At 49.8% G+C, this 14,296-nt stretch carries 8 protein-coding genes; 7 read left to right on the top strand and 1 reads right to left on the bottom strand.

Translation table 11 applies throughout. From position 1 onward, the window contains the following. Positions 1-24: 24 nt before the first annotated feature. A complete protein-coding gene (locus AXI57_RS04455) occupies positions 25-471 on the bottom strand; it encodes a YrvL family regulatory protein (RefSeq protein ID WP_061669343.1) in 447 nt (148 codons plus the stop codon). A gap of 444 nt (positions 472-915) precedes the next feature. Between AXI57_RS04455 and AXI57_RS04460 the strand changes: the two genes are divergently transcribed. The 7 genes from AXI57_RS04460 (at position 916) to AXI57_RS04490 (ending at position 14,237) form a co-directional block, all read left to right on the top strand. Further along, positions 916-1,776: an alpha/beta hydrolase gene (locus AXI57_RS04460; RefSeq protein ID WP_061669344.1), complete on the top strand. Its 861-nt coding sequence runs from the start codon at positions 916-918 to the stop codon at positions 1,774-1,776. A 377-nt stretch (positions 1,777-2,153) separates the two neighbouring features. After that, complete coding sequence (locus AXI57_RS04465) at positions 2,154-2,939, top strand: 2,3-dihydro-2,3-dihydroxybenzoate dehydrogenase (RefSeq protein ID WP_061669345.1); 786 nt, start codon at positions 2,154-2,156, stop codon at positions 2,937-2,939. 24 nt (positions 2,940-2,963) lie between these two features. Then, entirely contained in the window at positions 2,964-4,211 is a 1,248-nt protein-coding gene (dhbC, locus tag AXI57_RS04470) for an isochorismate synthase DhbC (RefSeq protein WP_061669346.1), read from the top strand. Positions 4,212-4,214: 3 nt separating this feature from the next. Further along, positions 4,215-5,843: a (2,3-dihydroxybenzoyl)adenylate synthase gene (locus AXI57_RS04475; protein ID WP_061669347.1), complete on the top strand. Its 1,629-nt coding sequence runs from the start codon at positions 4,215-4,217 to the stop codon at positions 5,841-5,843. Between the two features lie 41 nt (positions 5,844-5,884). Continuing rightward, positions 5,885-6,820 (top strand): isochorismatase, encoded by a 936-nt coding sequence (locus AXI57_RS04480; protein ID WP_061669348.1) that lies wholly within the window; start codon positions 5,885-5,887, stop codon positions 6,818-6,820. A 14-nt stretch (positions 6,821-6,834) separates the two neighbouring features. Further along, positions 6,835-14,019 (top strand): amino acid adenylation domain-containing protein, encoded by a 7,185-nt coding sequence (locus AXI57_RS04485; RefSeq protein WP_061669349.1) that lies wholly within the window; start codon positions 6,835-6,837, stop codon positions 14,017-14,019. After that, complete coding sequence (locus tag AXI57_RS04490) at positions 14,016-14,237, top strand: MbtH family protein (RefSeq protein WP_061669350.1); 222 nt, start codon at positions 14,016-14,018, stop codon at positions 14,235-14,237. Before AXI57_RS04485 ends, AXI57_RS04490 begins: the two co-directional genes overlap by 4 nt. Positions 14,238-14,296 lie beyond the last annotated feature (59 nt).

Here is a 14,296-nt window from a genome sequence, read left to right on the forward strand (position 1 = left end):
GAAAAAGTTCACGGCTGAAGCAGACTATTGATCAGGCTTATCATCAAATGCCAGTTCGGCGAAAGCCATTACTGCCGAAATAACAGTAATGAGGGAATCTGGAATATAAATAGAATCCATGAAAAAGTCTACAATACTGATAGTGATAACATTGCCAATGAAATAAAATACCAGCCTGGTAATGGCTGTCTTTTTCATTGCCGTTAAATGATAAACAAACATGGAAAACAACTTAATGAATGGTTCTATAATCAATCCCGCTCCAAAACAGCCCAATATAAAAAACAGTAATATTTTATCAGATTCATATGAAACTCCAAGGATTGAAAATAAACCTTTTATGCCAAAGAAATATCCGCCGGCAATGACCCCGATGGCCGCAGCAATAATGATAAATAGTGAAGCGATGACTAGTAATTTAGAACTGAATGGTAAGTCTTTAAAGGGTTCATCTGGTTCTTCGTTGTTCATAACGATATCCACTTCCTGAATACAAGGTTAAGAGTAATAGTACCATATTGTGGATATTAGGTGAACAGCTAAGTCATTGGAATGCAGGTTTTTATGCCGGGGCCGTTCGTTGGTTTTATATGAGTTGATAAAGTATCCAATAGATGCTCCGTATCAGTTTCTTAAACAAGAAATTAAAGTAATTATTTTCCATCATTCTAGTTCCTAGGTACCTTATTCAAATTAGGTGCCTTTTTTATTTGGAAAAAAGTTGACTTTCTTTGTCAGAGAAACTATTATTTGAGGTGTTTAGTTGATATTGAAAATCATTATCACTAGGTATTTTCTAATAAAAACCCATTCCTGATTCACCATGGAATTGATCATTTGAATCCTAAATTGACTATGATATTCGGGCATATCATCACCCTCAGCTAATCGAGGGGAAGAAAGGAGGTACATAAAATGGACGGAAAAAAGACCGAACAGGCGGCAGCCTTGTCCGCTCGCGCGTTCACGATACCGGGAACAGAATCACGTCTGATGTATTCACGTACTGGAAATCGCGAATATCAAATCTTTGTGTCAAAACCGAGTGAAGATCCGCCTCCTGCTGGTTATCCTGTCATTTATCTGCTTGACGCCAATTCCGTATTCGGAACGATGGCAGAGGCAATTCGCGTGCAAAGCCGGCGTCCGGAAAAAACAGGTGTTATTCCGGCAGTCATCGTCGGCATCGGCTATCAGACAGAGGCGCCGTTTTCTCCGGCCCGCCACTGTGATTTTACACTGCCGCTCCCTGATTCAGAGCTTCCATCAAGACCTGGCGGGACACCGTGGCCGGAACAAGGGGGAGCCGAGGATTTCTTAACCTTTATTGAAGAGGAAGTAAAACCTGAAATCGAGCGTGATTATCAGATTGACACCAGCAGGCAGACGATTTTTGGTCATTCTCTTGGAGGACTTTTTGTGCTGCAAGTGCTTTTTACAAAACCGGATGCGTTCCAAACATATATCGCGGGGAGTCCATCCATCCATTGGAACAAACGGTTTATTCATAAGGAGTCCCGCCAATTTGGCGACCGTGTAAGCCGGGAAAAGCTGAATGTCAATGTCATGCTCGCAGCGGGAGAATTAGAGAAAAGCCATAAAAGCCGCATAAATGATCATGCGAAAGAGCTTTCAGAACAGCTATCGTCCCTGGCTGGGTACGGAGTACGAACGCAATTTCACGAGTTTGAGGGAGAAGGACATATATCGGTGCTGCCCGTTTTGATCAGCAGAGCTTTACGATTTGCCCTGCACCCTGCCGGTCCAAACCTATAGTTTAACAAACACCGCTGCAGCATCATGTCAGAGGCAGCTCGGAGATATGATGCTGCAGTGAATCTATTTCCCTATTATTTAGGTAATGGGAAAAAGAGAGCTATTCATGCTTCAATATGCTTGGAAATGACTGAATATTGACTGAAATAGACGCCGATAAGCTAAAAATGTATTTGACTGAAAGATTGGGTTTGGTTATGATAGTTTTGAAGATTAATTGATAATGATTATCATTATCAATATAAAGCGATATTTCATGCTAAATAAATGAACAAGGCCGCCCGCCGCCCTGTCCGGAGGCGCGGTGTGCTTTCGTTCGTCCGCCGGAAGTCTGGTATGGGACTTAAAGCGTCATGAAGAGAAAGGAAATGAGTCAGATGGATGTTATGGGAATTAAGGGCAAGACCGCTTTAGTAACCGGAGCTGCTCAAGGCATCGGGGAAGAAGTTGCTCGTGCGCTTGCTGAACTTGGAGCAAGGGTTGCGGCAGTCGATCTAAATGCGGAGAAACTTAATGGACTGACGGCAGGCCTCAGAGCTGACGGGCACCAAGCGGAAGCGTTCCCGGCTGATGTAGGTGACAGCAGTGCGGTTGATGAGATAACGGCGAGAATCGAACGAGAAATCGGCCCGATAGACATTCTCGTAAACGTTGCAGGGGTACTTCGTCCCGGGCTGATTGAATCTATCAGCGATCACGATTGGGAGGCGACTTTTTCAGTTAATTCCACTGGCGTATTCAACGTGTCCCGATCGGTCAGCAAATACATGATGAATCGAAGATCAGGTTCAATTGTAACGGTAGGCTCAAATGCCGCTGCTATGCCGCGTACGTCTATGGCAGCTTATGCATCTTCCAAAGCGGCAGCCGCGATGTTTACAAAGTGCCTCGGACTGGAACTTGCGGAATATAATATCCGCTGCAATGTGGTTTCTCCAGGGTCAACGGAAACGGAGATGCAATGGTCGCTGTGGCCAGATGAGAACGGGGCTCAGGCAGTAATTGCCGGCTCACTTGAAACATTCAAAACAGGAATTCCGCTGAAAAAGATCGCCAAGCCATCTGATATCGCCAATGCCGTGCTCTTTTTGGTTTCTGACCGGGCAGGGCATATCACAATGCACGATTTGCGTGTTGACGGCGGCGCAACGTTAGGTGTGTAACCATTTTAAAAGGAGGCTATAAAAATGTCGGAACATCATGTTATTTCTGAAGAGAAAGCGGAACAGCTTCTCAGCCAATACAGAGCAGGTTCTTTTTTCTTATCCACCCCGCATCGGACTTTGCTTGCGGAGGGGGCTTTTGCCGAGGTGCCAAACCGGGATGGGCATGAGGATCAATTAAAAGATCTGCCCGGGCGCATTGCCGCTGTCCTAAACGAAGCCAAGGAATGCGGACACAGCAATCCAGCCGTTGTAGGGGCAATTCCTTTTGACTATACAAAACCAGCCAAGCTTATTGTACCGACGAACATTCGCTGGTCGGGTCCGCTTCAATTAGATCCTGCCGGCCGTCATCAGCAGCCGCCAGAGAATACATACGAAATGCAGCCGGTTCCTGAGCCTGCGGAATATATGAGAGGCGTTGAACGAGGGCTGGAAAGAATAGAAGCCGGCGATCTGAGCAAGATTGTGCTGTCAAGATCGCTGCAGCTCACTTCACCGAAACCTATTCATATTGAAAGCCTGCTTCATCATTTGGCGCAGCATAATACAAACGGCTATACATTTGCCGCAGATGTATCGAAGCAGGAAACGGACAGCGCCGATTTGGGCGCGTCCCCTAGCCGGCGGACATTAATCGGAGCAAGCCCTGAACTGCTTGTTTCCAGATCGGGAACACAGGTAGTGTCGAATCCTCTGGCAGGGTCCAGGCCTCGCAGTGAAGATCCAGTTGAGGATCAGCGGAGGGCGGCGGAATTGCTTTCTTCTGCCAAAGATCTGCATGAACATGAAGTGGTTGCTGATGCGGTTGCCGCCGCACTCCGGCCATTTTGCCGGACACTGGATGTTCCTGCTGAACCTTCGCTTGTCCAAACCGAGACAATGTGGCATCTCTCCAGTGAAATCAGAGGGGAGCTTTCTGATCCGTCAACGTCTGCGCTGGAACTGGCAATTGCACTTCATCCGACTCCGGCCGTTTGCGGAACGCCGACCGATTCGGCACGGGAAGCAATTAAAGAAATTGAACCCTTTGACCGCGGTTTCTTTACAGGAATGGTTGGCTGGTGTGATTCTGAGGGGGACGGTGATTGGGTCGTCACGATCCGCTGTGCAGAAGCAGAGGATTACGCGCTTCGTCTGTTCGCAGGAGCGGGCGTTGTCAAGGGATCAAAAGCCGAAGACGAGCTGGCGGAGACTTCAGCCAAGTTTCGCACGATGCTTCTGGCTATGGGCCTGAAAAACGATTTGCTGAAATCATTGTTGGAGGGATAAAGGATGCTGACTGGATGCCATGCATGGCCTAAAGAATTTGCAGAAAAATATCGGAAAGAAGGCTGCTGGCTGGGTGAAACCTTCGGCGGAATGCTGAGGGAACGGGCCGCTTTATACGGCGGACGAATTGCTGTCACCTGCGGAGAAAGAAATTGGAGTTACAAAGAGCTTGATGAAAGAGCAGACCGCCTGGCTGCGGGATTCCGGAAATTAGGAATCAAGCAGCTGGACCGGGTGGTGGTTCAGCTCCCCAATATCGCAGAGTTCTTTGAAGTGTGCTTTGCGCTGTTCCGACTGGGTGCCCTGCCCGTCTTTGCCCTGCCTTCCCACCGAAGCAGTGAAATCACTTATTTTTGTGAATTTGCAGAGGCTGCGGCTTATATCATACCTGACACATATTCAGGATTTGATTATCGCGGACTTGCCAGACAGGTTCAGGACAAGCTTCCTACGCTGCAGCACGTGGTTGTTGTCGGTGAAGCGGAAGAGTTTATAGCGCTCGGCGACTTGCACGCTGACCCTGTCAATCTGCCTGAAGTCAGTTCTGCCGAGGTTGCTTTTCTTCAGCTTTCAGGAGGAAGCACCGGGTTATCGAAATTGATCCCGCGGACTCATGATGACTACATATACAGCCTGCGAATCAGTGCGGAGGTCTGCCATCTTGATGAAAACAGTGTGTATCTGGCAGCTCTTCCGATGGCTCATAATTATCCGCTAAGTTCGCCGGGTGTTCTTGGTACCTTGTATGCCGGTGGAAGAGTTGTTCTTGCCCCGACACCAAGCCCGGATGACTCATTTCCCCTTATCGAGCGGGAGCGTGTCACGATGACGGCGCTGGTGCCGCCGCTTGCTATGGTGTGGATGGATGCTGTGTCAACAAGGCAGGATGACCTATCAAGTCTTCAGGTGCTCCAAGTGGGAGGCGCTAAGTTCAGTGCAGAGGCTGCCCGGAGGGTTAAAACGACGTTTGACTGCACCTTGCAGCAGGTATTCGGAATGGCAGAAGGACTGGTCAATTATACGAGACTGGATGACCCGGAAGAATTGATTGTCAATACGCAAGGCAGACCGATGTCACCGTTTGATGAGGTTCGGGTGTTAGATGACGACGATCGTGAAGTTGAACAAGGCCAAACAGGGCATTTGCTGACCCGGGGACCTTATACGATCCGCGGGTACTATAAAGCCGACGAGCATAACGCGAAGTCGTTTACTCCGGATGGTTTCTACCGTACAGGCGATCTCGTAAGCTTGACCGAATCAGGTTATGTCGTCGTAGAGGGACGTGCCAAGGATCAAATTAATCGGGGCGGGGACAAAGTGGCTGCCGAGGAAGTCGAGAACCACCTTCTTGCCCATCCTGATGTACATGATGCGGCGATGGTATCCATGCCTGATGAGTTTCTTGGTGAACGTTCCTGTGTATTTGTCATCCCGCGCGGAAATCCTCCAAAAGCCGGTGAGCTTAAAGCATTCCTTCGGGAGCGCGGGCTGGCGGCATATAAGATTCCCGATCGGGTAGAGTTCATTGATTCATTTCCGCAGACCGGCGTAGGGAAAGTGAGTAAAAAGGCGCTCCGTGAGACGATTGCCCAAAAGCTGTCTGTCTCAAAAGCCCCTGCAGGAAAATAATAAAAAATCGTTTGCCAAATAGATGAAAGGACGTGATGTAAATGGCTATTCCTGCCATTTCTTCTTATCCGATGCCGTCAGCATCGGACCTGCCGAATAATAAAGTAACATGGGAGCCTGATCCGAAGCGTTCAGTTCTCCTGATTCATGATATGCAAAACTATTTTGTCGATGCTTTTACAGCCGGAACATCTCCTGTAGTCGAGCTTGTAGACAATATTCGCAAGCTGAAAAGCCAATGTGCAGAGCTGGGTATACCTGTCATTTATACGGCTCAGCCGGGCGCACAAGCGCCGGAAGACCGCGCCCTTCTGACTGATTTTTGGGGTCCCGGCCTCAATGACGGTCCTTATGAGCAGGAGATTGTTGATGAGCTTGCCCCTGATGATCACGATACTGTCCTGACCAAGTGGAGATACAGTGCTTTTAAAAAGACCAATTTGCTGGATATTTTGCGGGGAAAAAGCCGTGATCAGCTGATCATCTGCGGTATATATGCAAACATCGGATGTCTATTGACCGCATGTGACGCATTCATGCAGGATGTTGAGCCGTTTTTTGTCGGTGATGCGGTAGCTGATTTTTCATTGGAACAGCACAAAATGTCTCTTGAATATGCAGCCGGACGCTGTGCGGTCACCATTTCAACCCTTGATTTGCTTGAAAAGCTGAAGAACGCGCCGAAATCAGTGTCTGAACCTTCATCCGGTTCGTCCTCACAACTGCTGACACAGCAGGCAGTCCGTCAGCAAATTGCTGAGCTTCTTCAGGAGTCGCCTGCTGATATTGCAGACACCGATGATTTGATTGACAGAGGGCTTGACTCAGTCAGGATCATGAGCCTTGTCGAGCAGTGGCGCCGTGCAGGAGCAGAGGTTACATTTGTTGAACTTGCTGAAAATCCGACACTCGAAAATTGGTGGAGATTGCTTTCTTCACGTTCACAGAAGGTGCTGCCCAACGCAGACTATCTATAAAGGAGGTCATATGAATGCCTGATACAGAAACAAAAGATGCTCAATTGTCTTTATCCGGAGCCCAAGCCGGCATTTGGTTTGCTCAGCAGCTTGATCCGGATAATCCTATTTACAATACCGGAGAATACATAGAAATTGATGGACCTGTTGATGCTGTCCTGTTTGAAAAAGCTTTGAGGCACGCTGTAATGGAAGCAGAATCGCTGCATGTCCGCTTTGGTGAGAATGTGGACGGACCTTGGCAGAAGATAAATCCGTCCCCAGATTTTCCGCTGCACTTTATTGATGTCAGCTCAGAACCTGATCCCCAGGCGGCGGCCTTACATTGGATGAAAGAAGACTTGGCAAAGCCTGTCGATCTGACATCCGGCCCATTGTTCACCGAAGCTTTGTTCAAGGCTGCGCCTAATCGCTTCTTCTGGTATCAGCGCATTCATCATATTGCAATTGATGGATTCGGTTTCTCGCTAATTGCCCAGCGGGTGTCAAAAATCTATACCGCACTTGTGAATGAGCTTCCTTTTGAAGAAGCGGGCTTTGGTTCTTTGCATCGCATTCTGCAAGAAGATGAGGAGTATCGCTTATCAGAGCAGTTTGACCGTGATCGGCAATTTTGGCTTGAGCGCTTTGCAGATGAGCCGGACGTTGTCAGTTTGGCTGACCGGGCGCCTCGGACGTCGGAAAGCTTTCTTCGTCAGACGGCGTATTTGTCCCAATCCAGCGCAGATGAACTGAAAGGAGCCGCACGCTCTCATGCGGTAAACTGGCATGAACTTGTCATTGCAACGACAGCATCCTACATACACAGAATGACAAGTGCTGAGGATGTTGTTCTTGGTTTGCCGATGATGGGACGACTCGGGTCGGTTTCGCTGAATATCCCCGGTATGGTCATGAATCTGCTTCCATTGCGATTGTCAGTGCGTCCGGATATGAGCTTCGCCGAACTTGTCCTTCAGGTTTCACAGGAAATTCGTGAAATCAAGCGTCATCAGAAGTATCGGCATGAAGAGCTGCGCCGGGATCTTAAATTGATTGGAGATAATCATAGGTTATTTGGTCCTCAGATTAATCTTATGCCGTTTGACTACGGTCTCGACTTTGCGGGCTGCCGCGGTACAACACATAACCTCTCGGCTGGGCCTGTCGATGATTTGTCAATTAATGTGTACGACAGATCAGATGGCAGAGGGTTAAGAATTGATTTGGATGCGAACCCTGAAGTCTACAGTACTGAGGATCTGGAGCTTCATCAACACCGTTTTCTGAGATTTCTGGAAACGGCAATAGCTGTCGGCCCGGAAACGCCGATTGGGCAAATGGATCTTCTTTTGCCAGAGGAGCGCCAATGTGTATTAGTTGAGTGGAACGATACAGCCCGTACGGTGCCTCAAGCGAGTCTGCCGGAGTTATTTCAGGCACAGGCTGTCCGTACGCCGGAAAACATTGCTCTCGTTTGTAATGAGGCTGAACTGAGTTATAAAGAACTGAATGAGCGGGCGAACCGCCTTGCTCATTTATTAATTGCCCGCGGTCTGGGCCCGGAGCAATTTGTGGCTTTGGCTTTGCCGAGGTCTGCGGATATGGCTGTTGCAATGCTGGCTGTCCTGAAGACGGGTGCTGCGTATCTGCCGCTTGATCCTGATTTTCCGGCTGACAGAATCTCCTATATGCTAAGTGATGCGAAGCCTGCGTGTATGATCACGATTGAAAAGGTTGCATCAAGCCTGCCAGATGACGGCACAACACCGCAGCTCGTGCTTGACGATCCCGTGACAGCTAAAGTATTGGAGCGTTATCCAGTCGCTGACCCGCTTGACGGCGACCGTACGGAGTCGGTGTCGCTTCTTCATCCGGCTTATATCATCTATACATCCGGTTCGACCGGAAGGCCTAAAGGCGTCGTCGTCACCTTGAAAAGCTTAAGCAACTTTCTTATGTCCATGCGGGAGACATTTTCATTGGATGAACACGACCGGCTGCTCGCTGTAACCACAGTTGCTTTTGATATCTCAGCTTTGGAATTGTTCCTGCCGCTTCTAAGCGGTGCCGGTTTTGTCATCGCTCAAAAGGAAACGATTCAGGATCCGCCGGCATTAACGAAAATGATTGAAAAGCACAACATCACAATCATGCAGGCTACTCCGACGCTGTGGCACGCGCTTGTGACCGGCAGTCCCGAAAAATTGAAAGGGCTCAGAGTGCTTGTCGGCGGCGAGGCGCTGCCGAGCGGTCTAATGAATGCATTACAGGAACTCGAGTGTAAAATTACGAATCTTTACGGACCCACTGAAACGACAATTTGGTCGACTGCTGCCGTGCTTGATGACAAGAAGGCAGGAGTGCCGCCAATCGGCAGACCGATTTGGAATACGCAGGTATATGTGCTGGATAACTGTTTACAGCCTGTTCCGCCAGGAGTTGTGGGAGAGCTGTACATAGCCGGTGACGGGCTGGCCCGAGGTTATTTAGGCCGTGCCGATTTGACTTCCGAGCGTTTTGTTGCCGATCCTTATGGTCCGCCGGGCTGCCGCATGTATCACACAGGTGATCAGGCAAGATGGCGTACAGACGGTTCCTTGGATTACATTGGCCGTGCCGATCATCAAATTAAGATTCGCGGCTTCCGAATTGAACTGGGGGAAATTGATGCCGTACTGGCCCGCCATCCTGATATCGAACAGGTTGCGGTTGTCGTTCGGGAAGATCAGCCGGGAGATAAGCGTTTAGTTGCTTATGTCGTCTTTTCGCCGGAAGCGAACCTTGAGTCTGCAGAGCTTCGGCGGTATGCCGGCGGCAGTCTGCCTGATTATATGGTGCCATCGGCCTTTGTTTCAGTGAATGAATTGCCGCTGACACCAAACGGGAAACTGGACCGAAAAGCGCTGCCTGCGCCTGATTTCACCGCGTCGTCGGCTGGCCGCGGCCCTAGGACGCCGCAAGAAGAAATTCTTTGTGATTTGTTTGCTGAGGTTCTCGGTCTTTCACGTGTAGGGATAGATGACGGATTCTTTGAACTGGGCGGACACTCCCTGCTTGCCGCACGATTGATGAGCCGGGTTCGCGATACCCTTGGAGCGGAGATAGGCATCGGCAAACTGTTTGATGATCCTACAGTGGCCGGTCTTGCCGCACATCTGGATCAAGCGCAGAGTGCTCGTCCTGCTTTGCAGAAAGCGGCGCGACCTGAGGAAATTCCGCTTTCCTTTGCCCAGCGCCGATTGTGGTTCCTGCACTGTCTGGAAGGACCAAGCCCGACCTACAATATTCCTGTGGTTATACGCTTATCTGGCCAATTGAATCGAGCTGCTCTGCAAGATGCTCTATGTGACGTTGCAGCCCGCCATGAAACCTTGCGCACCATCTTCCCGGAGTCTCAGGGAACATCGTGTCAGCTCATTTTGGATGCTGCAAAGGCACGTCCTGAATTAATTGTTACTGACATTCACGAAAATGAGCTTTCTGAAGCACTTTCTGAAGCTGTGAGATATTGTTTTGATCTCGCCGTTGAACCGGCAATTCGCGCCGAACTGTTCGTCACTGGAACGGATGAGCATGTTTTGCTGTTATTGCTTCACCATATTGTAGGTGATGGGTGGTCTTTAACGCCGCTTACTCGTGACCTTGCTGCGGCTTACACGGCACGCTGTCAAGATCGGGCTCCGGAATTGCCGCCGCTGAAAATTCAATATGCTGATTACGCACTCTGGCAGCAGAACCTGCTTGGCAGTGAGAATGACCCGGACAGTCTGATTGCGAAACAGCTTGATTTCTGGAGTGAGACGCTGGCGAATCTGCCTGATCAGCTGGAGCTGCCTGCTGATTATCCGCGTCCCGCTGAGCCGAGTTATCGCGGGGATACGATTCATTTCCATATTGATCCGGACCTGCATCATCGTTTGCATGACCTCTCACGTGATAACAGGGTCAGCCTGTTTATGGTGCTGCAATCAGGCCTTTCCGCACTGCTCACTCGTCTCGGCACAGGCACTGATATTCCGATCGGAAGCCCGATTGCCGGCCGCAGTGATGATGCGTTAGGTGATCTGGTAGGCTTGTTTATTAACACTTTGGTGCTGAGAACAGATACTTCCGATAATCCGAGTTTCCGGGAGCTTCTCGACAGAGTTCGAGAGGTGAATCTGGCGGCATATGAAAATCAGGATGTGCCGTTCGAGCGTCTCGTCGAATTTCTTAATCCGGCGAGATCACGGGCCAGACACCCGCTGTTCCAAATTATGCTGGCATTCCAGAATACGCCGGACGCTGTACTGGATTTGCCAGGTATCCAAAGCGATCTTCACATCAGCAGTGTCGGATCTGCCAAATTTGATTTAACAATAGAGCTTAGTGAACGCCGCCATTCAGACGGCACACCGGCCGGACTCGATGGATTGATTGAATACAGTACTGATATATTTAAGAAAGAAACAGTCGAAGCGCTTGCGGCACGGCTCCTGAGGTTATTGGAAGCAGCAGCCGCTGATCCGGATCAGCGGATTGGAAGCCTGGACATCCTCGCACCTGAGGAGCGTCGGGACATGCTGGCGGATTGGAATAAGGTTTCTCAAGAAAAAACAGAAACATGTTTGCCGCTATTATTCGAGAAGCAGGCCGCAAAAAATCCTGGAGCTTGTGCCGTAGCGTTTGAGGATGCTGCACTGAGCTATGACCAGCTGAATAAACGGGCGAATCGTCTTGCCCATATGCTGATTGACAGGGGAGTGGGACCGGAACAAATTGTTGCTTTGGCCCTTCCGCGTTCGTTAGATATGGTTGTCGGTCTTTTGGCGGTCCTCAAGGCAGGCGCGGCGTATCTGCCGCTCGACCCTGACTATCCGTCTGACCGTCTGGCATTTATGCTCAGCGATGCCCAGCCCGTATGCGTGATCACCGGCACGCAGGCTGAGGCAAAAGTTCCTAATACAGATTCTTTGCCGAAGATTATACTTGATGATGCTAAAACGGCTGAGAAATTAAGCAAGTATAACGACAGCAATCCGAATGATGATGACCGTGTCCGGCCATTGTCTCCGCTTCATCCGGCTTATATTATCTATACCTCCGGTTCAACCGGTGTTCCAAAAGGTGTGATCATACCGCACCAGAACGTCATCAGACTGTTTGGCTCTACCAAACAGTGGTTCCAATTCAGTTCATCAGATGTATGGACGATGTTTCATTCCTATGCTTTCGATTTTTCAGTTTGGGAGATTTGGGGTCCTTTACTGCATGGCGGACGTCTTGTAGTGGTGCCGCACGAGATAAGCCGGTCGCCTGAAGATTTTCTATCTCTGCTTGTAAAAGAAGGTGTGACGGTTCTTAACCAGACACCATCGGCATTCTATCAATTCATGCAGGCGGAACGGGAACATGACGAGCTCGGTCAGGCTCTTTGTTTGCGCTTTGTCATTTTCGGCGGTGAAGCTCTTGAGCTTAGCCGCTTAGAAGACTGGTATAAACGCCATCCGGACAATGCGCCGAAGCTGATTAACATGTACGGCATTACTGAGACGACGGTTCATGTCAGCTATATTGAGCTTGACAGGGACATTGCCGCCATGAGGGCTAATAGTCTTATTGGCTGCGGAATACCTGATCTTGGTGTTTACGTGCTTGATGCGGGATTGCAGCCTGTACCGCCGGGCGTAGTGGGAGAAATGTATGTCGCCGGAGCAGGGCTTGCACGAGGATATTTAGGGCGTGCTGGTTTGACAGCTGAGCGATTTATCGCTGATCCGTTCGGTCCTCCGGGCACTCGGATGTATCGGACCGGCGACTTGGCGCGGCGTCGTGCGGATGGTTCACTTGATTACATGGGCCGTGCGGATCATCAGATCAAAATACGCGGGTTCCGAATTGAATTAGGCGAAATTGAAGCTGTGCTCGTTCAGCATCCTGATGTCGGACAAGCCGCGGTTGTCGTCCGTGAAGACCAGCCGGGAGACAAACGCCTTGTCGCTTATACCACGGCTGCTTCCCAAGCCGTTCCTGATCAAGCAGAACTTCGCCGCTATGCTGCCGGCAGCCTCCCGGATTACATGGTTCCGTCAGCTTTTGTAATGGTGGACGAGCTGCCGCTGACACCAAACGGCAAGCTTGACCGTAAGGCATTGCCGGCGCCTGATTTTGCAGCGGACGTTACCGGACGGGGGCCAAGAACCCCGCAAGAGGAAATTTTGTGTGACTTGTTCACTGAGGTTCTCAACTTGCCGCGCGTAGGCATTGATGACCGTTTCTTTGACATTGGCGGTCACTCGCTGCTTGCTGTACAGCTGATGAGCAGGATTCGTGAGGCTCTCGGAGTTGAGCTGAGCATCGGCAACCTGTTTGAGGCACCGACTGTAGCCGGTCTTGCCGAAAGGCTTGAGATGGGCTCCAGCCAAAGCGCGCTGGATGTCTTGCTGCCGCTGAGAACGCATGGAGAGCAATTGCCCCTGTTTTGCGTACATCCCGCCGGCGGACTTAGCTGGTGCTATGCCGGGCTGATGACATCTTTGGGGACAGATTATCCGATCTATGGATTACAGGCGCGCGGGATCGGACAGCGTGAGAACCTTCCGAAATCACTCGACGAAATGGCTGCGGATTATATCGAACATATTCGTACGGTACAGCCAAAAGGCCCTTATCATTTGCTTGGCTGGTCGCTTGGAGGCAATGTGGTTCATGCTATGGCGACTCAGCTGCAAAACCAAGGCGAAGAGGTTTCGCTCCTTGTGATGCTGGATGCCTATCCAAACCACTTCTTGCCTATTAAAGAAGCCCCTGATGAACAGGAAGCACTTATTGCGCTGCTGGCTTTGGGAGGATATGATCCTGATAGTTTGGGAGACAAACCGATGGATCTTGACAATGCAATTGACATTCTTCGCCGTGACGGAAGCGCGTTAGCCAGTCTCGACGAATCTGTCATTTTAAACTTGAAAGAAACGTACGTCAATTCCGTCGGCATTTTAGGCGCCTATACACCTAAAACATATCATGGCAGCCTTCTGTTCTTCAGGTCAACCGTCATACCGGAATGGTTCGATCCAATTGAACCTGATTCGTGGATGCAATATGTCAATGGACGGATCGAACAGCATGATATTGATTGCCGCCATAAGGATCTGTGCCAGCCTGGACCGCTTGCTGAAATTGGGCAGATTCTTGCCAAAAAACTGGACGAAATGAATGGGGGGAGAAATGACAGATGACAAATCCTTTTGAGAATGCGGACGGCACATACTTTGTGCTGGTTAATGAAGAAGGGCAGTATTCACTCTGGCCAGGCTCCATTGAAGTGCCGAACGGCTGGAATGTAGTCTATGAGCAGGAGGGACGTCAGGCTTGCCTTGATTACATTAATTCACACTGGCATAATATGCAGCCGAACAGCCTTAAACCTAAGGCGGGCATTGCTGAAGAAAAATAAAACTGATCGACGGTCTGTATCAGAAGCCTATAGGCGGTATCTTAAAGAAGACTGCCGGC

The sequence above is a fragment of the Bacillus atrophaeus genome (assembly GCF_001584335.1).
Taxonomy (GTDB): domain Bacteria; phylum Bacillota; class Bacilli; order Bacillales; family Bacillaceae; genus Bacillus; species Bacillus atrophaeus.